This window comes from Vibrio sp. 16, assembly GCF_963681195.1.
In the GTDB taxonomy this organism is placed as follows: domain Bacteria; phylum Pseudomonadota; class Gammaproteobacteria; order Enterobacterales; family Vibrionaceae; genus Vibrio; species Vibrio sinaloensis_D.
This window is the reverse complement of the sequence record NZ_OY808997.1, coordinates 522,837-542,802: the sequence shown is the minus strand read 5'-3', so window position 1 is coordinate 542,802 and position 19,966 is coordinate 522,837. Positions and strand designations below refer to the sequence as shown.

Sequence of the window (19,966 nt, the reverse complement as noted above, 5' to 3'; positions counted from 1 at the left end):
TTGCTCTACGCAACTTCCAGTAATCCGAGTATTGTAACCTCAACCGAATCCAAGATGCCAGTACCGCCTGGAATTACTTATTGCGCAAACAACAAAAAAGGAGTGTATCCACTCCTTTTTCAGTTATTACATCATGCTTAGTTTTTGATGCGTTCTTTCGCAAGCTTAGCCGACGCACTGCTTGGATACTCATCCAATACTTGTTGGTAGTACTTGTTCGCTTGCTCTGTGTTGTTGTTGCGAGAGGCAATGTCGCCTAACTTAACCAATGCATCCGCACGTTTATTGGAATCTTGGTAAGAAATCACGGCAGCGAAACTCTTCACTGCTTCTTTATCTTGTTTCTTCGCAAAATAGAGTTGGCCTAACCAATAGTGTGAGTTTGGCGTAAATGATGAATCTGGGTAGTCTTTCTGGAACTGCTGGAACGCTGCGATGGCTCCTGTGTAGTCACGTTTCTTCAGAATCAAATCAACAGCATTTTGATACGCGGTTTGCTCATCCGCATTTGAGCTGAACGTGCCACCGGAAGCGGGCGTTTCATTGCCTTCTTGATTGTCGACAACGGCAGGCACCGTATTAACTTGACCGCGAACTTTATCTAGTTCGATAAACAGCTCACGTTGACGTTGCAACATTTGCTGCATGTCGTAATTATTCTTTTCCAGTTGGCCGCGTAATTCGCTGATTTCGAGTGCCATTTCATCCAACTGCTGCTGCATTTGTAACTGGACGCGATTGCGGTTTTCTAATAGGCGCTCAAGACGCTGAACTTCGGTTTCATTCGAGCGAACTGAAGAGGTTGATGTGGCAGAGTTACTGCTATTGAGATCGGATACTGGAGCTGGTGCAGCGAGCACAGAGCCCGCCGCACTTGCCAGTAACGTAAGCGTAACTACGCGCTTAAGGTTACTGAACATAAGGATAGTCCTTGAATTAGTAGACTAGAACAGCACGACGGTTCTTAGCGTACACATCTTCAGATTGGCCTAGTAGAAGAGGTTTCTCTTCACCGTAGCTAACAATCGAGATTTGATCAGCTTGAACACCTAGTGCTTGAAGGTATTTAGCCACAGCTGTCGCACGACGCTCACCAAGTGCAATGTTGTACTCTGGAGTACCACGCTCGTCCGCGTGACCTTCAACCGTTACTTTAAGAGCTGGGTTTTTGCTTAGGTATGCCGCGTGTGCTGCAAGCATTTCTTCGTAGTCGCCAGCGATAGTCGCATTGTCAAACGCAAAGTAGATAGTTTGAGTTTCGCGCAGTGCTTGCTCTTTAAGCTCTTGCTCGGTAAGTAGACCGTTCTGATCGATTGGTGAAACCACTGTACCGTCAGTTGTTTGAGCTTGGTTTGTTTCTGTAGAGCCAGAAGCGTTAGCCGCGTCGTCGCTTGAACTACAAGCTGTAACAGCTAGAACTGGTAGCGCAATGAGTAGCCCTTTAAGAACTTTGTTTAGTCGCATTGATATATTTTCCTTACTTTTTGATACTTACTTGCTACAAAAACGGTGACCATGCGGGCGCACGAACTCGTCCATTTGTTGCCGGTAATCGAGCTTTAAAGCGTCCATCAATTGAAACCATCGACAACACGTTGGCTTTGTTATAGATAGAGCTATAAATAACCATTCCGCCATTTGGCGCAATGCTTGGTGACTCATCAAGTAGAGTCTGAGTTAAAATTTGTACCGCACCTGTCTCGAGATCTTGCTTCGCTAAGTTGAAACCTGCATTACTGCGGTTAACCATCACAAGGAACCGACCATCTGGAGTGATTTGCCCGCCCAAGTTTTGAGTGCCTTGCCAAGTGAGACGATTTGGAGAACCACCCGCCAAGTCAACTTGATAGATCTGTGGACGCCCACCGCGGTCCGACGTAAAGATAAGGGATTTACCATCCGGATGCCAATACGGTTCAGTATTATTTGAACGGCCACGAGTAATTTGAGTTAATTTGCGCGTTTTCAAGTCCAAAGTGTAGACTTGAAGGCTACCCGTTTTAGACAAAACTAACGCTAAGCTATTGCCATCAGGAGAAAATCTTGGCGCACCATTGTGACGAGGGTATGACGTAACCTTCTCTCGCTCACCGGTATAAATATTCATTATATAGATTTCAGCTTGACCATTTTGAAAGCTCACATAAGCGAGTTTTTTTCCATCAGGAGACCAAGCTGGCGACATAAGCGGTTGCTTAGAGCGCAGCACTAGGCGTTCGTTATAGCCATCGTAATCCGAGACACGCAGTTGGTATGGGAATTTCTGATCCTTATCATTAACCACGACATAAGCGATGCGAGTTAAAAACGCACCACGCTCGCCCGTCAATTCTTGATAAACCAAGTCTGAGATACGGTGGGCGTATTCACGTAAACGATCCCCTGGTACCGTTGCTTGCTTGTTGAAAAGCACGTGGTCTTTGGATAGGACCAATTGTCCATCTGGGCTTAGCGCTTTGCTTTGACCTTGAGTCAGTTGACCTCGAACCACATCGACCAATTGGTAATTAATGACATAGTTACCCTCTGCATTTTGTGTGATCGTCCCTGTAAGCAAGGAGTCCACACCGAGCCCAGTCCAAGCATCAAAATTGACTTCTGCCTCACTGTAAGGTGTTTGCGGCATTCTGTTGGTAGCAATAGGGCTGAACTTACCACTGCGCTGTAGATCGGAGGCAACCACAGCAGATACATCTTGAGGAAGTTTGCTCGCGCCTTCCCATTTAAAAGGCACAATCGCAATTGGTCGAGCCGAATCAATGCCATCCGTAATGACAAGCTCGAGTGCGGCGTGAGCCACGTTGGAGAGACTTGCACAAATAACAAGTACTCCAGTCATAAGGCGTTTAATCACGTCATATTCCTTAATTTAGTAATCAACAGTTAAGTTAATATCGCGAATCTTATCAATAATGTCCCGATCTTTCGGCATCGGGAAGTTACCTACTTGGCTGACCGCACTCTTAGCAGCGGTACAGAGACGGGCGTCACCATTAAGTACAGAAACACTACTCACAATACCGTCCGTTCCTGTCGGAACCAACTTTACGTTCAACCTACACGACTTTCCCACTAAGTAGTCATCCTTAATGATGCGACTTTGAATAAGTTGGGTATATATCGCCGCATATCGACTCACTTCTGAGTTTATGTGCTGATTTCGCGCAGAGCTGTTTTGCTCCGCTTCGGTTTCTAAACCAGCAAAAATGTCATTGAGCGCTGCTTCTTGCTGTTTTCGCTCTCGCTCTAGCTGCTCTAAGCGCTCTTTTTCTTTGCGTGCTTTTTCTGCGGCTTCTTTTGCTGCTTTCTCTTTCGCTATGCGTTCTTGTTCGGCTTTTTCAGCCGCTTCGCGTTCTCTGCGAGCCTTCTCTTCTGCTGCCTTAGCCGCCTTTTCACGCTCAATACGCTCTTGCTCCGCTTTTGCTATGGCTGCTTCTTTAGCCAAGCGTTCTTGCTCTGCTTTTTTAATTGCCTGCTCTTTGGCTTTGCGCTCTGCTTCTAGCTTGGCTACGCGTTCTTTCTCTTGCTTAGCGCGCAGCTCTTCCTCTTTGCGCTCTTTCTCTTTTGCAATGCGACGCTTTTCTGCCTCACGAGCCGCTTTAGCTTCTTTGGCTTGCTGCTCCTTAAGCTTGCGAATGCGTTCCTCTTCCGCTTTGCGGTTCTTCTCGAGCTGCTCGCTTTCTCGTCTTAGTTTATCGAGGCGATCTTGCTCTTTCTTGGCCGCTTCTTGACGTTGATTACGAATTTGCTGAGCTTGCTCGCGTACCCTTGCAGGATCAATCACAACGGCTTGAACCAACTGTCCTGTTGGCTCTGGCTTAGACATGGTAAAATCTGCCCCCCAAATTAGGGCGACAACCAACAGCGCATGCAAAGAAGCCGATATCGCGAGCGGCTTTTTGTAATCACTTTTCTTCTTGGGCTTAATCTCTTTCATACACTAAGAGCGCTTATTCCTTAATGTCCGTCAACAAGCCCACTTTAGGGATACCTGCACGGCCTAGTTCATCCAAAACCAAAACCACCTCAGCATAAGGTGTTGCCGCATCACCACCCACAGCGACAGGCGAATCTGGTTTTAAAGACAGTTCAGCTTTGACGCGAACAATAATGTCTTGCAGCGAAAGACCTCGCATCACCTCTTCATCATTGACGCTTAATCCCAAATTACCGTCACGATCAATCTCAACAATAATGAAGCTGGCATCGCTCTCACCGGCTAGCTCTGAGGCTGGTTTTGCCGTTGCGGTCTTAGGCAGTTCGACGTCAACTCCTTGAGTGACAAATGGCGATGTCACCATAAAGATGATCAGCAAAACCAACATGACGTCGATATAGGGTACGACGTTGATTTCGGCTGTCATCTTTCTTTTTTTACGTTGGTAACCGGCCATGTTAATTACTCCTTATGAGCGTTATCGCGGCCAGCCATCGCTTGACGATGCAAGATACTGTGGAATTCTTCAGAAAACGTTGCGTAGTTGTGTTCTAACTTACTGACTTTGTTACTTAGCCGGTTGTACGCCATAACCGCTGGAATAGCAGCAAATAAGCCCATTGCCGTTGCGACAAGCGCTTCTGCAATACCTGGAGCAACCATGGCTAGGGTTGCCTGCTTGACTTCACCAAGGGCGATAAAGGCATGCATAATGCCCCACACCGTACCGAAAAGACCGATATATGGGCTGATTGAGCCCACCGTCGCAAGAAATGGCAGGTTGGTTTCAAGCTCATCGACTTCGCGCGCAACCGACACACGCATAGATCGACCGGTACCTTCCATAATGTAATCAGGCGAGTCGCTATTGGATTTGCGTAATCGAGCAAACTCAGTAAAGCCCGAGTAGAAAATCTCTTCGGTACCTGAAAGCTCGTCTTTTCGTTTTTTGGCGTTTTGATAAAGAATGGAAAGATCGGTGCCTGACCAGAATTTGTCTTCAAATGCGTCAGCATCCTTTGAGGCCTGCGACAGAACTTTACTGCGCTTGATGATCATTGCCCAAGAGACAACAGACATACCTAACAAGGTCAACATCACCATTTTTACTAACAGACTTGCTTGTAAAAACAGGTCAAGCATTGAAATATCAGCGGTCACTATGAGTAAACTCCATAACTATTGATTGAGGGATCGCTATTGGCCTCATTTTCTCATTGTCGATACATGCTACCTTAACCATTGCCTTACACAATGATTTGCCATCAGGATTGACGATCTCCTGACAGAAAGTCAGCGAAGCTTTCTTTAATTCTGCAACGTGTGTTTTTACCGTCAGTTGATCGTCAAGACGAGCACCTTGCAGAAAATCGATGTCCATGTGTCGGACTACAAATCCAATGTTTTGTTCCAAAAGAGTGTGCTGTGAAACGCCAACATTGCGAAGCAATTCTGTTCTCGCTCTTTCAAAGAACTTTAGGTAATTCGAGTGATACACCACCCCACCTGCATCAGTGTCTTCGTAATAGACCGTTATCGGCCATTCGAAAGTGGATTGCTCTTGTTGCACGCCTCACCTCTTTAACTCATTGAAGAGCATTACTATAACGCAACTCAAGCGGGTTTATGCAAGGGATAATGGAGGTTTTCAATGATTGAAACAAAAAAATAGCGCCAACTATCATTTAGTGGCGCTATTTTGATAAGAATGCGAATAGATTTTAATCAAGGCTTGTTAGAACACTCTAAGCAGGGTCAGATAACTTAAGATAGCCAAGGAGAAATACGGGCTAAATAGTATCTGCCAGTACCAGTTTCGTGGTTTGAAACTCAAGCCAAATACCATGCTCGAGCAGATTGCCCAAATCAGTAGTGGCGAAATCAGCGCATTAAAACCGCCGATAGAAGCGGAGTATGCCTCCGGATCCCACATCACCATCGCGACATGATAAAAACCTAATACAAGTGATAAGACCCTAAACAGGGTCTTATCTAATGGTGCATGTAGCTTGGCTACCTGCGCAGCGAGATTACTCACTGTCTTTGTCCATCATTTCTGAGTGCTCTAGCCAAAGAGCGTTAATGATGCCGAATGCACATGCTAGCAAGACACCCAGAATCCATGCGAAATACCACATAGTTAATACTCCTTAGTAAGCCGATACGTCGTTGTCTTCAATGTGCTTCTTGTCTAGACGTCCAAACATTTTGTAGTACGTCCAAGTTGTGTAGCCAAGAATCACAGGAACAAACACAGCCGCGACAAGAGTCATAAGGCCTAGTGTTAGTTCACTCGCCGTTGAATCCCACATAGTCAAACTGTGGTTTGGTACAAGACTTGAAGGCATAACGAATGGGAACATCGCTAAACCTGCCGTCAAGATTACCCCAGCATTCGCCAAGCTTGAGAACAAGAATGCAAAACCACCACGTTCAAAACGAGATGCAATCACTGCAAGTAATGGCATTAACACACCTAGAACAGGCGCTGCCCACATTGCAGGGTACGTTTCGAAGTTCGTCATCCAAGCACCCGCTTGCTGCACTACTTCTTTATTTAGCGGGTTTGAATCCGCCAACGTATCGATAGTGCTTGTAACTACAAAGCCTTCAATCGACTGAACCCAGAAGCCACCTGCAACAAACAGCGCGACAGCAACCAGACCTGCGATTTGAGCGGCATTTCTTGCGCGCTGGTGAATCGCCTCAGTCGTTTTCATTTGTAGCCAAGTTGCGCCTTGAAGCACAAATAACATTAAGCTAAGTACACCACATAGCAGTGCGAATGGGTTTAGCAGTGCGAAGAATGTACCTTTGTACTCAGACATCAGCAGGTCGTTTAGTTCAAACGGCACACCTTGCAACAAGTTACCAAATGCAACACCGAAAATGACTGGAGGCACAGTACCACTAAAGCAAAGCGCGTAGTCCCAAGCTTGACGCCATTTTGGATTCTCGATCTTTGAACGGTAATCAAGTGCCAATGGACGCATCCAAAGTGCCGCTAGCGTCACGTACATCGCTAAATAAAAACCTGAGAACGAGGTAGCGTAAACCAACGGCCAAGCAGCAAACAAAGCACCACCAGCCGTGATTAGCCAAACTTGGTTACCATCCCAGTGCGGAGCAATGGTGTTGAGCATAATTCGGCGTTCAGTATCGTTCTTACCGATAACCGGTGATAAAGAAGCAACGCCCATATCGAAGCCATCAGTAACCGCGAATCCGACCATCAGAACACCAATCAGGATCCACCAGATCAGTCGTAAGATTTCGTAATCAAACATGTTTTGTTTCTCCTTGTCTTACGCTTCTACTTGGCGACTAACTTTGTCTTCGACAGAGTCAGCGTTTTGCTCAAAGTGGTAGCGGCCTGTTTTCAGACTACTTGGACCTTTACGTGCGAACTTCAGCATCAGGTAAACTTCTGCAATTAAGAACACAGTGTACAGCGCGATGATTGCAAATAGTGACGTCCAGATTTCTGAAGCGCTCAGTGCAGATGCCGCAACGTTCACCGGTAGGATTTCACCCACAGCCCAAGGCTGACGGCCGTATTCGGCAACGAACCAACCTGCTTCTACAGCGATCCACGGCAGTGGAATACTAAATAGTGCCGCTTTAAGAACCCACTGTTTCTGCTCAATCTTCTGACGACAAGTTTGAATAAACGCTGCACCGAAGACGAATAGCATGATAAAGCCACACGCAACCATAATGCGGAACGACCAGAATAGTGGCCATACCGTTGGGATTGAGTCATCCGCAGCGGCTTGAATTTGCTCTTCTGTTGCGTCGACAACATTGTCGGTGTAGCGCTTAAGAAGAAGACCGTAGCCTAGGTCACCCTTCACTTCGTCGAAGGCTGTCATGTTTGCTTCAGATTTATCACCTGCTCGCAATTTCTCTAGCAGTTCGTATGCATACATACCAGTACGGATACGCTCTACGTGATCATCACGAAGATCGCGAAGACCCGTAACTTGCTCATCAAGAGAACGCGTCGCGATGATACCCATTACGTAAGGAATTTTTATCGCGTAGTCGGTGTGCATGGTTTCCTGATTCGGAAGACCAAACAAGGTGAATGCCGCTGGTGCAGGCTCTGTGTGCCACTCTGCTTCAACAGCTGCGAGTTTCACTTTTTGAACTTCACCCAACTCGTAACCAGACTCATCGCCTAGAACGATGGTTGAAAGAATCGCAGCCATACCAAATGACGCTGCAATAGCAAATGAACGACGAGCGAATGCAATATCACGACCTTTAAGAAGGTAGTATGAACTGATGCCTAAAACGAACATTGCGCCAGTCGTGTAACCAGAAGCGACGGTGTGTACAAACTTAACCTGAGCAACTGGGTTAAGGACAACCTCAGCAAAGCTCACCATTTCCATACGCATGGTTTCGAAGTTAAATTCTGCGCCAACTGGGTTTTGCATCCAGCCATTCGCCACCAAGATCCAAAGTGCAGAGAAGTTAGAACCTAGGGCAACAAGCCAAGTGACAACAAGGTGTTGACGTTTTGATAAGCGATCCCAACCAAAGAAGAATAAGCCCACAAAAGTGGATTCTAGGAAGAAGGCAACAAGGGCTTCGATCGCAAGAGGTGCACCAAAGATATCACCTACGTAATGCGAATAGTACGACCAGTTAGTACCGAACTGGAATTCCATGGTTAGGCCAGTCGCTACCCCTAGGGCGAAGTTAATACCGAATAGCTTACCCCAGAACTTGGTCATGTCCTTATAGATTTGCTTGTTCGTCATTACGTACATTGATTCCATGATAGCCAGTAGGAAGGCCATACCTAGAGTCAATGGTACGAATAGGAAGTGATACATCGCAGTCAGTGCAAACTGCAACCGCGATAGATCAACAACATCGATCATGATTACTCCTATGTGTCGGCTGAAGACACTTTCTTACATTTTTGCCAAGCATAAATAGTCGTTATCCAATCTTAAAGATTGTTATTAAATAGCAACACTCTGTTGCAAAAATGTACCGTAACGGTTAGTTAATTGTTAAGCATCAGCTAATATAGCTGAGGCTAATATTACTGCTAAAAACAGATTGTTTCAAAAGGTTTATAGGAGAGTTCCGCTTTGATTTGAGTCAAGTTTTGCTTGGCATTTTTGTTTAAAAAAGCGCCAACTTGATCTATGTCAAGCGTTTCGTGAGTTTAATGTTACCCGAGCGTAATGAACAAGGCGAAATAGGTATTTATGCAAAACAAATACTTAACATCTCATCCATTTTACTTACCTAATTAGTGGTAGGCGAGATTTTACAAACGTGACATTGGTCACAAGTGGTAAGACGCCGGTCTCGTTGACCGGCGTGAAAACTTATTTTTCAATTCCGAAATGTAGGTAAGCGCGATCGGTCGCGATACGCCCTCTTGGCGTCCTTTGCAAATAGCCTTGTTGGATCAAGTAAGGCTCAAGTACGTCTTCAATGGTGTCTTTCTCTTCACCGATGGCAGCCGCCATGTTATCGAGACCAACAGGACCACCACCGAACTTCTCCATGATGGCGAGCAGCAACTTCCTATCCATGTAGTCAAAACCTTGGGCATCGACATCCAGCATGTTCAACGCCTTGTCGGCAACCTCGGCGCAAATATGACCATTACCCTTAACTTCTGCGTAGTCACGTACGCGACGAAGCAGTCGGTTGGCGATACGTGGCGTCCCACGTGCCCGTCTCGCGACCTCAAGGGCACCTTCTGCTTCCATCGACAAACCTAGACAGTCTGCACTGCGTTGAACGATGTTCTGCAAATCAGGAATCTTGTAATACTCTAGGCGTTGGGTAATACCAAAACGGTCGCGCAGTGGCGATGTTAATGAACCTGCGCGAGTTGTCGCACCGATTAAGGTAAATGGAGGTAAGTCGATTTTAATCGAGCGCGCTGCTGGTCCTTCGCCAATCATGATATCAAGCTGATAATCTTCCATTGCCGGATAAAGTACTTCTTCAACCATCGGACTTAAGCGGTGAATCTCATCAATGAAAAGAACATCGTTCTCTTCTAGATTCGTCAGCAATGCGGCTAAATCCCCGGCCTTTTCTAGCACAGGTCCTGACGTCGTGCGGATGTTCACGCCCATTTCGTTGGCAACAATGTTAGCTAACGTAGTCTTACCCAATCCTGGAGGTCCAAAAATCAGCAGGTGGTCGAGCGCTTCTTCACGTAACTGAGCCGCTTTGATGAAGATCTCCATTTGGTCACGCACGTGATCTTGGCCTTTGTAATCCTCCAGCTTTTTTGGACGGATGGCACGATCGATAACATCCTCTTCTCGATACACTGGGTTTTCTGGCGCGATAAGACGATCGGCTTCAATCATGAGTTATTTCCTATCCGTTAAACCATCGATTTCAGAGCGTCACGAATCAGCTCTTCACTGCTCATTCCTGGCTTAATAATTTGCGCGACAACTTTAGAGGCTTGCGTCGGTTTGTAGCCCAAGGCGAGCAGTGCGCTCACTGCCTCTTCTTCTGCGCTGTTTGTTGCAGTTGGCGTAGAATCAACAGGAGCGGCATCAGTGAACGGCGTAAAGAGATCACCGGCACTCCACCCTTTAAGGCGATCTTTCATTTCGACCACCAAACGCTCAGCGGTTTTCTTGCCCACTCCAGGCAATTTCACCAAGGTCGAAATGTCTTCTCGCTCGACAGATGCCACAAATTGGCTTGCCGTCATACCCGAAAGAATCCCAAGACCCAATTTTGGCCCAACACCATTGGCTTTAATCACTTCGCGGAACAAAGCACGCTCTTTTACCGTGTTAAACCCATAAAGCAGCTGAGCATCTTCGCGAACAACAAAGTGAGTATAGATAATCGCTTCTTCACCGACATTAGGCAGCTCATAAAAGCAGCTCATCGGCATTTGGACTTCATAGCCAATACCATTAACTTCAATCAGCAGTTCAGGGGGTTGTTTTTCAATCAGAATGCCGCGTAGACGTCCAATCACGGTAAATACTCTTTGGAAATGAATTTGCGACAGGATAATAAAGAACTGGATAGACATCCAGTTCTTTGTCGCCTCGAAGGTGAATTTTGAGATTGAGCGTTAGCGGTAGCGTCCGCGACGTGCACTGGTCGCTTTACCTGCCATTGCAATTAAGGTTTTGTTGGTGTTGGCGTGACAAATTGCCACACCCAGTGCATCGGCGGCATCGGCTTGGGGTTTACCAGGAAGTTTCAACATTTGTTGCACCATGTGCTGCACTTGCTCTTTGTCTGCCCCGCCCGTTCCAGTGACCGCCTGTTTAATCAAACGAGCCGCATATTCGTGAACCGGAAGCTCCGCGTTCACGGCGGCGACTATAGCACTCCCTCGCGCTTGACCAAGTTTGAGTGCTGAATCTGCGTTGCGTGCCATGAAGACTTGCTCAATGGCGAACACATCCGGTTGGAATTGGGTAATGATTTCCGAAACTCCAGCATAGATCTGCTTCAAACGGCCCGGAAGATCTTTTTCTGATGTACGAATGCATCCACTACCTAAGTAGTGCAAATGGCGTCCGTTTTGTCGGATAACCCCGTACCCAGTAATGCGTGAGCCGGGGTCAATACCTAGAATGATTGACATGAATACCTAATCAATGTGACTGCTTCAAAGCGTATGGTAAAGCAGAGCCGCCACTATATCGAGGTAATTATCGCTCGACTCGACAAACCGGACTCAAGACCAACTTCAATGACTTGGGTCGGCTCTTCAACCAATCGTTCGCCTGTCCAATAGTCATACCAATAGACGGGCTGCTCCGCAGTCAATGTGACTTCCCTTGCAGGCTGCTGATAGTTAAACAAGCAATGGAGGTCATTGCGCTCTGTAATAGGCAAGAAGGCATGATGGAGGTTTAGCGCGGTAAATCGCGCACTCTCTTGGCAGTGTTTATGTCGCAGTATCAGTTTGGATAGTGTCTGCTTTGCCCAAGGCGTGAGCTCAGGCAACGGGTCGCCCGAAAGCAGAAGACCTGAACTGGCCAATAGTACATTGCGGTGAAACTCGTAGCTTTGACGTTCTGCGGCTTGATTAGGCAGCGATACCAATGTCGCGCAGTCTGGGTCAATCTGCCACAGTTTGCGGTGCTGCCAGCTGCGATAAAAGGTCTCTTTTGCGATCTGTTCAAATCGATGCTCATTGCGTTCTACATCATCAGACACGCGCATCGCATCAACTAAACCAAGTGATGGCCACATCGGTGCGTTGCAACCTAGAATCCATGCGTCTCCTGCTCCTTCAGCGATTGCTTCCATCCCCATTCGGTAAGCTTCGATACCCGTTGTCCCTGTCTGATAACGCTGACCTTTCAAAGTACCCCAATAGTTGGCATCCAACTTAAACAACTCTATTCCCCACTCTTCGCGCATGACGCGAACAACATGAGTCAAGTGCTCTTGGACCTCAGGATTAGAGGTATCCAACACATACCATGGCGTACAACGCCATCCCGCGTAAGTGACTTCTTCTGCTTTAAGTAAGCGGCCATCTTGATGTTTTACAAACCAATCAGGGTGTTGTTTGAACAACTCAGATTCAGGCTGAGCAATAAAAGGAGCTAGCCAAATTGCTGGCTTTTTGCCTTTTGCTTTGATTGCTTCAATGACAGCTCGAACCCCCGATGGAAATTTGTCCGAAGGTGTTAACCAATCCCCCATAAAGGCTTGATAACCATCGTCGAGCAAGACGTATTCAAGCTGCTTGGCATCGGCAGACATCACCTCGAGATTGTGATAGATGTTGTCTTGATTGACTTCAGCATAGTACGCGTACCAAGAACACCACCCTATTGGGGCTTTCGCCTCAACGCCCGCTCGGACAGGGTGATGCTTCGCAATCAGCTTGGAATACTCTGTGTAAAGCTGAGACATAGAATCGCCTTGCAGGCACACAATCGACTCTAATGCCGTGGTAGACCAATCTTGAGGATAGGTTCCTTCGCCATCAATGTAAGCGCTGACTAACCAACGTCCTTCTTGCTCCTGTACTTCAAAGTAGCCCGCGAAGCGATGACACGAAGTGAAGCCAAACAGACTGTAGCCCAGAGAATCTTCAACCATAAGATAGTTGTAGTAGCGCTTGGGATCTTGGCTTGAGTAAATGCGATAGCTGGGAGAATTATCTGGACAACGACCTATATCGATTGGTTGCTCGATGGTACCAGTCGTTTGGGCAAGCATTTGAAACCCGTCACCCAATATCGTTGCACTGCGTTCGAAATTAAACTCAGTCTGACACAGTAAAAAGCGATCATTGAACTTGTAGTTGCTCAGCCCCTGAAACAAGAAGTGCAGCTGATTATCTTTTTTTTTCGCGGTTATATCGTGATTGGGGATGACAACAAGGCGGCTATTGGCTAGTTCTACATGCAGGGCCATAACTGTGCTCTAAGACAAAGGAGTATCGGCACATTACAGCATTGGATATTTTTATTGTCTATTTAATCAAAAACACAAAGCCGTACAAGCTTCACATTTTTCCTTTTTATTGTGACCACCGCGAAGTCACAGGCAATAGAGGTATCGATAGAAGCGCGATGTACTTGTCTAAAACAGAAAAAGCCCTCCAACTCCGGAGGGCGAAAAAGGCAGTGGATTATTGCGCTAAAAGCTTCCTGCTTTGATGGTAAACGGCCTGCAGAACAGGCCGTAAATTTTTAAGCCTAAACTTGATTAGAAGTCGTAAGCAACTTTGAAGAATGCAGCTAGGTCTTCGCTGCTGTCTTTCTCTTCTGATAGGTCAACACGGAAGTCAACTAGAGCAGATAGCTTGTTAGTGAACTGGTAAGTTGCACCGAAGTTAGTCCACTTAGTGTCTTCTGCATCAGAAGTGTATGCTTCAGATTGAGCGTAACCAACTGCTAGGTATAGTTTGTCGATTGTGTAGCCAGCAGATGCGCTGTAAAGCATTGAGTCATCGCCAGAGAATAGTTCGTGCTTAGCAATGTTTGCACCTAGCGCGATATCGCCTAGATTTACAACACCGTTTACTAGCATGATTTGCTCTAGATCACCTTCAACATCGTTGTCTTCGTTCTTTTCGTAACCTGCGTTAACTTGGAACTGCTCGTTTTGGAAGCCAACGTAACCGTTGAAGCCTTTGTGGCCAGAAGCGTCTGCTTCACGGTCACCGTAGTAAGATACGCCGTATTTGAAGCCTTCTTTGATGCCTTCAAACTTAACAACTTGGTTAACGTCTGAAGCGTCAGATGCTGATGCACCGTACTCAACTGTTAGGTCTGCCGCACCGTCAACTGCGTCTAGTGCTGAATCCGCTGCGTAACCAACAGAAGCTACACCGAAGCCAGTTTTGTAACCAACCCATGCATCGATGACTGCGAAAGACGCATCCATTGAAGAGTAGTTGTTGTCTAGGTCGAATTCACCTGCGAATTGGCCTAGTACGTTACCTTTTTGGTAGTTAACGAAAAGGTCAAAACCAGTTACGTCGTAGTTGTGGAATTCACGGTCTTCGCCATTCTCGTTTTTACGACCTTCTAGGTATTCACCACCAACAGCCACTTGACCGCCAACAGAGAATTCTTCGCCAGATAGGATTAGGTCGATTAGAGATTCACGTGCACGCTCAGACGTTGTTTGGTTAACGTCTGCTGCGATTGCTGAACCCGCAACAAGAGAAAGAGCTACTGCTAATACTGTCTTTTTCATTTTTATTTGTTCCTATAAATTTTTATTTATGAGCGTCATCTACCACCTGCTCGCTCTGGTTGAGCAAATTATTCGCCCACCCAATAATTCACAAATAAAACAATCAAAAGAGATCTAATTGCATAGCCCGCAAATTAGCCAAAAACATAAATCAATGTAAAAAATGAGCAATAAATAGGCTCAACAAGCCAATAAAAGAGACCTTTATCACAAATAAACTCAACAAAACCTAAAATCAACGTCAGTGGAACTTTTTCGTATCTTTGCGTTCTTCGGTAGTCATTTTCTCAATCTATGAGACGAAATATCACGTAAATACTCTAAGTCACATCATCGACTAGACTGAACAGAGAGCTTTTCAACGAGGATTAACGGATTGAGACACTGGTTATTTGTTGTTTCCCTGAGTTACTTACTGATGATCTCAACAGCATTTGCCGTTCCGTTAAAGGTCGCGCAGAGCAAATGGGCGCCCTATGTTATGGATTCACCAATTGGGAAAGGAATTGCTCACGACATCGTTATCGAGGGATTAACGCATTCCGGCTACAAGTTTATCTATGAGCTGAAGCCTTGGCCAAGAGTGTTAAAAGAGACTTACTACGGTAAGAATGACGTGATTGTCGCTGTGTGGAAAAACGACGAACGAATGCGACATTACTATTTTACCGAGCCCTACATGAGCAATCACTTATCGGTAATATCACGTTCTGAGGACACGGCATTCAGCTATCAGACACCAGAGAGTTTGAATGGCCAGCGCGTCGCACTGATTGACAACTATGCCTATCCTCCAGAACTGCTTAACCACGAGGGAATCCAAAAGGTATCGTCAGCCAATTTGGAAACTAGCATCCGCTTACTGCTCTCGCAGCGTGTTGACGTCATCATTACCGATGAGTATGTAGCACGGTGGGTAGTTAAAGAGATGGGGCTGCCGCTTAAACGCTTAACCGTTCATTCCACTCCATTTATTACCACTCCATTATATGCCGCGGTTAGGAAAGACCATCCATACGCTCAACAGGTTGTGTACAGCCTGAACTATTATTTCAGAACTTATGCGCAAGAGCGTCTTCAACAGCTCAAGTTTAAATACGGATTGGAACAAGATAGAGACGACAGACACAAAAAAACCAGCCCGTAGGCTGGTTTTTGTTCAATGCTACTTAGCTTACGCCACTTCGATTGGACCACCGAATGAAGTTACTGGCGGTACTTTGCCTGTGAACTTCTCGAAGTCTACGATACACGTGTTCGCTGACGTCGCCTGAGCTAGCTCAGAAGAACCGATATCTTGAGTCAGCGTGTTTGGATCGCCGTACGTACAGATAGCGCCTTCTTTCTCGTTCAGAGGACCATACCACGCACCTTCTTCGATACGGATAACACCACGTGGGTAGCTATCTGTAACAACTGCGCCCGCTAGTAGCTGACCACGGTCGTTGAATACGCGTACTAGATCACCATCTTTAATGCCTTTGGCTTTGGCATCAACTGGGTTGATGTAAACAGGCTCACGACCTTGAACTGCGTAAGTTGCACGGAACTCTTCTGATTCACACATCTGAGAGTGCAGACGCTTGTCTGGGTGACAAGATTGCAGCCAGTATGGGTGTTTATCAGAACCAGGACCACCGTGTGAACGCTCTGATTTCTCGAACCACATTGGGTGTTCTTGACAGTGTTCGTAACCGTAACGACCGATCTTACGAGACGTGATCTCGATGAAACCAGAAGGTGTACCCAGTGGGTTGATTTCTGGATCTTGACGGAAGTCAGCGTGACGAACCCAAGGTTTACCTTGACCGAAGTCTAGTACGCTCTTCTCCCAGAACTCATTGAATTCTGGCATTTCGAACTTACCTTTGTTCGCTGCACGGCAGTCATTGTATAGGCTTTGGATCCACTCCATTTCACTCATGCCACGCGTGTATTCATCACGACGGCCGAAGCGTTGAGTCAGTTCACTCATGATCTGGAAGTCAGGCTTAGATTGGAACAGAGGATCCACTAAGCGATGCATCGCGATCAAACCTTTACTTGAGTATGAACCGTAAACGTCGATGTCGTTACGTTCCCACTGAGTACATGCAGGAAGCACGATATCAGAGAAACGACACGTTGCAGTCCAAGCGAACTCAACCGTAACCACAGTCTGAAGCTTCTTAAATGCTTTCTTCATGCGATTACGATCTTGGTGGTGGTGCCACGGGTTGTTACCCGAGATAACCATCATCTTGAAGTCAGGCAGTTTTACTTTACCGCCGTTGTAACGGATCTCTTTACCTGGTTCTAGTAGACAGTCGATCCAACGCGCAACCGGGATCGTACGGCTGTAACCGTTAAAGTCGTTGTTGTCCCATTTCGGCTTCATACCTTGGTCAAGGTTACGAGGGAAACCACCAGGGCCAGCAAAACCAGTAGAAGGAACACCAATACTTGAGTAGTGGTGACCGTAAGAGATACCACCGCCAGGTAGACCGATTTGGCCAACCATTGCTGCAATAACCGCTGCTGCCCAGTAAGGTTGCTCACCGTGTTCTTGACGCTGGATACACCAACCCATCAGGATCTGTGTACGACCGCTTACAAGCATACGAGCGAATTCACGGATCTTGTCAGCTTTAACGCCACAGATCTCAGCCGCCCACTCAGGAGTCTTAACCACTTTGTCTTTGGTTTCGCCCTGAACGTACTGGATGAACTCGTCAAAACCTAGACAGTAAGTTTCGATGAACTTCTTGTCGTATAGATCTTCGTTGTACAGCACGTGCGCAACAGCCAGCATGAATGCAACGTCTGTCATTGGGTTGATGTACAGGTGATCATTCTCTAGGTAACGCTGAGTCTTGTTCTTAACTGGGTCAACAGAAAGTACGTTGATCTCGCCTTTTGCTACTTTCTCTTTCAGTTGAGCTAGGTAGTCAAAAGATTCGTGCGTTTCACAGTTCCAACCTACTTGCAGGTTCTTCACTGGGTCGTTTGCCCAAAGAACAATGTTATCTGCGTTTTCTAGGATTTCAGACCAAGAAGTACCTTGCGCGTATACTTCTGTTGAACCTAGAACGTAAGGCAGGATGGTTTGACCAGCACCTGTTGAGTAGTCACCCACTTTAGTAATGAAGTTACCATGCATACCAACAGCACGCTGCATGTGAGCTGTACAGTTGTTGAATGCACCAGTCTGGTTCCAACCGGTTTGACCCGCGTGTAGAGCCCATGGACCGTAATCTTTTTGCACACGTTCTAGTTCACGGTAGAACAGGTCAAGTGCTTCATCCCAAGTAACGCGGATAAAGCGGTTGTCACCACGTGTATCTGCGCTGTACTTGTGCTTCTTCAACCAATCTAGACGCACCATTGGGTAACGAACACGTGATGGGCTGTAGATAATGCCTTTAATACCGTTCAACATCTCTGTTGGGTTTTTATCAAGCTCAAGTGGTTTGATTTCTTGAACTTTACCCGCGTAGATGTGGGCGCGGAATGCGCCCCAGTGTGAACCTGAAACCTTCCAAGTACCTGTAGACTCAGCCGCACTTGCAGATGCTGATGCCAATAAGCTTGGACCGATTACTGATGCTGCACTTGTTGTTGCAACACCTTTAAGAAAACTTCTTCGTGAAATAGCCATTTAATTTACTCCAATCCGACGCTTATTAGTGGTGGCCTTCAGCATAATCTGAAGAGTGTTTCTGTAGGTACTTCAAGATCAGTGCTTCGCTGTCTGTATCTAGGTTAACGAATGCAAGCATACCGTCAAACATACCAGGCCATGTGTTCGCATCGAAGTGCGCTTCGTCAGGCTGCGTGTGACATACAGAACAGTTGGTTTTGTATGCTTCCGCTGATTTTTCCCATACAGGCGTAATATCGTTCAGCATAGATTCTTTCTTGATCCATACTTTCGCCGCCACTTTTTCCCATGGAAGACCAGTTAGCTCATCCACTTTTTTCTCGCCGGTTGTCACAACGTTGCTGTCTGTTGATGCTTCTTTAAGAAGAGAAGCCACCGCAATGTTCTTACCAAAGTCTTCTTGGATTACACGACCAAAGCCTTTCGCTTTGCGCCAACCGTCAATTTCGATTTCCGCGTAGTCACCTTTGTCAGCAATCACTTTCACTGAAGATGCCGGGTTTAGTAGACCAGCTTCAGTAGTACCTTCAGCATCGAAGTAGATAGGTAGGTGACGCACGCTCACTAGCGTTTGACCAACGTCGTAGTTAGTGTTCGAAGCTAGACCTTCAAGGTCACCAACGATACCGCCAATGCTGTCCATGCCAGCTGGAAGTTTGTGCGCGATACCTTTGTGACAATCAACACAGCTTTGATCTTTCTCTGCTGCTTGCTTCATTTGGATGCGAGCAGTTGGAGACATTTGCTCGAAATCCATCGATTCGTAGTTGTGACAGTTTTTACACTCTAGGGATTTGTTTGCAGAGAAACGATCCCATTCGTGTTTAGCGAGTTCGATACGGCGCTCTTCAAACGCACCTGGTTCATCATAGTTACCAAATACTTGAGCGAATACTTCTTTAGAAGCCTGCATCTTACGTGCAATTTTATCTGTCCAGTTATGAGGAACGTGACAGTCAGGACACGTAGCACGAACACCAGAGTGGTTTTTCCAGTGAACCGTTTCTTGCAGTTCCACGTATACGTTGTCACGCATGGTGTGACAGCTAATACAGAACTCTTCTGTGTTGGTCGCTTCCAGTGCGGTGTTAAAGCCACCCCAGAAAATAACACCAGCAATAAAGCCGCCCATAGTCAGCACACCTAAGCTGATATGAACTGCCGGGCGTGTCATGGTGCGCCACAGCTTGATGATAAATGATTTCATAGTTTGCTCTCTTAAAATCTGTTCAAAAATGTGGAAATGAGCTCACGGCTTACAGGCCGTGTGCACCTGGAGGTCCAAAGAAGAAAACTTGTAGTGCCCATACAAGGAATCCGTAACCACCAACAAATGCCACACTCAACACAGGGAAGAGAACGACTGCGATGAAGAGGAATGATTTCCACTCCAGTGAGCGTTTTTCACCACTCTCAATTTTATTAACATCACTCATACATTTGCCTATTTTGTATCTAGTGTTATTGGGTAGCTTTTCAAAGCAAGCTTAATTTTTTTACAATCTCTAATAAGAAATGTTAGACCATACTCTTAGTAAGGTTCAATCTATAGATCGTCTCTCAACCTTGTTATTCAATACTTTTTTGAGCTCATCCAGAGATGTGTTTAATTAACATTTGATGTGTTAGATTGCATTGAAATATGAAAAAATATTAACAGTAAACACTCTGTTAAAATGGAAACAACTTTACAACAA

20 protein-coding genes are annotated in these 19,966 nt (G+C 46.2%); 1 reads left to right on the top strand and 19 read right to left on the bottom strand.

The annotated features are described in order from the left end of the window. Positions 1-137 precede the first annotated feature (137 nt). From ybgF to U9J37_RS02385, 16 genes are all read right to left on the bottom strand, one after another. Complete coding sequence (gene ybgF, locus U9J37_RS02460) at positions 138-920, bottom strand: tol-pal system protein YbgF (protein ID WP_005470316.1); 783 nt, start codon at positions 918-920, stop codon at positions 138-140. A 16-nt stretch (positions 921-936) separates the two neighbouring features. After that, the gene (gene pal, locus U9J37_RS02455; protein ID WP_005470537.1) at positions 937-1,464 is read right to left on the bottom strand and encodes a peptidoglycan-associated lipoprotein Pal; all 528 of its coding nucleotides are present in this window, start codon (positions 1,462-1,464) and stop codon (positions 937-939) included. A gap of 34 nt (positions 1,465-1,498) precedes the next feature. Next, the gene (gene tolB / locus U9J37_RS02450) at positions 1,499-2,839 is read right to left on the bottom strand and encodes a Tol-Pal system beta propeller repeat protein TolB (RefSeq protein WP_416200452.1); all 1,341 of its coding nucleotides are present in this window, start codon (positions 2,837-2,839) and stop codon (positions 1,499-1,501) included. Between the two features lie 30 nt (positions 2,840-2,869). After that, complete coding sequence (tolA, locus tag U9J37_RS02445; RefSeq protein WP_005470404.1) at positions 2,870-3,937, bottom strand: cell envelope integrity protein TolA; 1,068 nt, start codon at positions 3,935-3,937, stop codon at positions 2,870-2,872. Between the two features lie 13 nt (positions 3,938-3,950). Then, positions 3,951-4,394, bottom strand: a complete 444-nt coding sequence (locus U9J37_RS02440) for an ExbD/TolR family protein (protein WP_005470524.1) — start codon at positions 4,392-4,394, stop codon at positions 3,951-3,953. Positions 4,395-4,399: 5 nt separating this feature from the next. Beyond that, positions 4,400-5,098 (bottom strand): protein TolQ, encoded by a 699-nt coding sequence (tolQ, locus tag U9J37_RS02435; RefSeq protein WP_005470411.1) that lies wholly within the window; start codon positions 5,096-5,098, stop codon positions 4,400-4,402. Beyond that, the gene (ybgC, locus tag U9J37_RS02430; protein WP_038138812.1) at positions 5,088-5,507 is read right to left on the bottom strand and encodes a tol-pal system-associated acyl-CoA thioesterase; all 420 of its coding nucleotides are present in this window, start codon (positions 5,505-5,507) and stop codon (positions 5,088-5,090) included. Before ybgC ends, tolQ begins: the two co-directional genes overlap by 11 nt. A gap of 165 nt (positions 5,508-5,672) precedes the next feature. Continuing rightward, positions 5,673-5,975, bottom strand: a complete 303-nt coding sequence (gene ybgE / locus U9J37_RS02425; RefSeq protein ID WP_038138814.1) for a cyd operon protein YbgE — start codon at positions 5,973-5,975, stop codon at positions 5,673-5,675. Beyond that, positions 5,968-6,075, bottom strand: a complete 108-nt coding sequence (cydX, locus tag U9J37_RS02420; protein ID WP_000270284.1) for a cytochrome bd-I oxidase subunit CydX — start codon at positions 6,073-6,075, stop codon at positions 5,968-5,970. Before cydX ends, ybgE begins: the two co-directional genes overlap by 8 nt. A 12-nt stretch (positions 6,076-6,087) precedes the next feature. Then, positions 6,088-7,224 (bottom strand): cytochrome d ubiquinol oxidase subunit II, encoded by a 1,137-nt coding sequence (cydB, locus tag U9J37_RS02415; protein WP_005470326.1) that lies wholly within the window; start codon positions 7,222-7,224, stop codon positions 6,088-6,090. A gap of 18 nt (positions 7,225-7,242) precedes the next feature. Further along, the gene (cydA, locus tag U9J37_RS02410; RefSeq protein WP_005470530.1) at positions 7,243-8,829 is read right to left on the bottom strand and encodes a cytochrome ubiquinol oxidase subunit I; all 1,587 of its coding nucleotides are present in this window, start codon (positions 8,827-8,829) and stop codon (positions 7,243-7,245) included. 459 nt (positions 8,830-9,288) lie between these two features. Beyond that, a complete protein-coding gene (gene ruvB / locus U9J37_RS02405) occupies positions 9,289-10,293 on the bottom strand; it encodes a Holliday junction branch migration DNA helicase RuvB (RefSeq protein WP_005470368.1) in 1,005 nt (334 codons plus the stop codon). Positions 10,294-10,310: 17 nt separating this feature from the next. Continuing rightward, positions 10,311-10,925, bottom strand: a complete 615-nt coding sequence (gene ruvA, locus U9J37_RS02400; protein WP_038139114.1) for a Holliday junction branch migration protein RuvA — start codon at positions 10,923-10,925, stop codon at positions 10,311-10,313. A 99-nt stretch (positions 10,926-11,024) separates the two neighbouring features. Continuing rightward, complete coding sequence (ruvC, locus tag U9J37_RS02395; protein ID WP_005470321.1) at positions 11,025-11,546, bottom strand: crossover junction endodeoxyribonuclease RuvC; 522 nt, start codon at positions 11,544-11,546, stop codon at positions 11,025-11,027. A gap of 53 nt (positions 11,547-11,599) precedes the next feature. Continuing rightward, complete coding sequence (locus U9J37_RS02390) at positions 11,600-13,339, bottom strand: glycoside hydrolase family 36 protein (protein WP_005470408.1); 1,740 nt, start codon at positions 13,337-13,339, stop codon at positions 11,600-11,602. 294 nt (positions 13,340-13,633) lie between these two features. After that, positions 13,634-14,629 (bottom strand): porin, encoded by a 996-nt coding sequence (locus U9J37_RS02385; protein ID WP_005470354.1) that lies wholly within the window; start codon positions 14,627-14,629, stop codon positions 13,634-13,636. A gap of 481 nt (positions 14,630-15,110) precedes the next feature. On the opposite strand from U9J37_RS02385, the gene U9J37_RS02380 reads away from it, so the two are divergent. After that, positions 15,111-15,776: a substrate-binding periplasmic protein gene (locus U9J37_RS02380; protein WP_232280801.1), complete on the top strand. Its 666-nt coding sequence runs from the start codon at positions 15,111-15,113 to the stop codon at positions 15,774-15,776. Between the two features lie 27 nt (positions 15,777-15,803). Here the strand turns inward: U9J37_RS02380 and torA are convergent, their stop codons facing one another. Genes torA through torE form a run of 3 tightly spaced genes read right to left on the bottom strand, consistent with a single transcriptional unit; the run spans position 15,804 to position 19,705 of the window. Then, a complete protein-coding gene (gene torA / locus U9J37_RS02375; protein ID WP_005470414.1) occupies positions 15,804-18,266 on the bottom strand; it encodes a trimethylamine-N-oxide reductase TorA in 2,463 nt (820 codons plus the stop codon). Between the two features lie 25 nt (positions 18,267-18,291). Next, positions 18,292-19,476 (bottom strand): pentaheme c-type cytochrome TorC, encoded by a 1,185-nt coding sequence (torC, locus tag U9J37_RS02370; protein ID WP_005470444.1) that lies wholly within the window; start codon positions 19,474-19,476, stop codon positions 18,292-18,294. Between the two features lie 49 nt (positions 19,477-19,525). Further along, positions 19,526-19,705, bottom strand: a complete 180-nt coding sequence (gene torE, locus U9J37_RS02365; RefSeq protein ID WP_005470508.1) for a trimethylamine N-oxide reductase system protein TorE — start codon at positions 19,703-19,705, stop codon at positions 19,526-19,528. Positions 19,706-19,966 lie beyond the last annotated feature (261 nt).

Bases quoted from the DNA above. Each gene is read 5' to 3' on its own strand.
- U9J37_RS02385 (WP_005470354.1), bottom strand. From the start codon at position 14,629: ATGAAAAAGACAGTATTAGCAGTAGCTCTTTCTCTTGTTGCGGGTTCA.
- ruvB (WP_005470368.1), bottom strand. From the start codon at position 10,293: ATGATTGAAGCCGATCGTCTTATCGCGCCAGAAAACCCAGTGTATCGA.
- pal (WP_005470537.1), bottom strand. From the start codon at position 1,464: ATGCGACTAAACAAAGTTCTTAAAGGGCTACTCATTGCGCTACCAGTT.
- cydX (WP_000270284.1), bottom strand. From the start codon at position 6,075: ATGTGGTATTTCGCATGGATTCTGGGTGTCTTGCTAGCATGTGCATTC.
- U9J37_RS02380 (WP_232280801.1), top strand. From the start codon at position 15,111: ATGGATTCACCAATTGGGAAAGGAATTGCTCACGACATCGTTATCGAG.
- torA (WP_005470414.1), bottom strand. From the start codon at position 18,266: ATGGCTATTTCACGAAGAAGTTTTCTTAAAGGTGTTGCAACAACAAGT.
- cydB (WP_005470326.1), bottom strand. From the start codon at position 7,224: ATGTTTGATTACGAAATCTTACGACTGATCTGGTGGATCCTGATTGGT.
- cydA (WP_005470530.1), bottom strand. From the start codon at position 8,829: ATGATCGATGTTGTTGATCTATCGCGGTTGCAGTTTGCACTGACTGCG.
- tolA (WP_005470404.1), bottom strand. From the start codon at position 3,937: ATGAAAGAGATTAAGCCCAAGAAGAAAAGTGATTACAAAAAGCCGCTC.
- ybgF (WP_005470316.1), bottom strand. From the start codon at position 920: ATGTTCAGTAACCTTAAGCGCGTAGTTACGCTTACGTTACTGGCAAGT.
- tolB (WP_416200452.1), bottom strand. From the start codon at position 2,839: ATGACTGGAGTACTTGTTATTTGTGCAAGTCTCTCCAACGTGGCTCAC.
- U9J37_RS02390 (WP_005470408.1), bottom strand. From the start codon at position 13,339: ATGGCCCTGCATGTAGAACTAGCCAATAGCCGCCTTGTTGTCATCCCC.
- U9J37_RS02440 (WP_005470524.1), bottom strand. From the start codon at position 4,394: ATGGCCGGTTACCAACGTAAAAAAAGAAAGATGACAGCCGAAATCAAC.
- torE (WP_005470508.1), bottom strand. From the start codon at position 19,705: ATGAGTGATGTTAATAAAATTGAGAGTGGTGAAAAACGCTCACTGGAG.
- ruvC (WP_005470321.1), bottom strand. From the start codon at position 11,546: ATGTCAATCATTCTAGGTATTGACCCCGGCTCACGCATTACTGGGTAC.
- torC (WP_005470444.1), bottom strand. From the start codon at position 19,476: ATGAAATCATTTATCATCAAGCTGTGGCGCACCATGACACGCCCGGCA.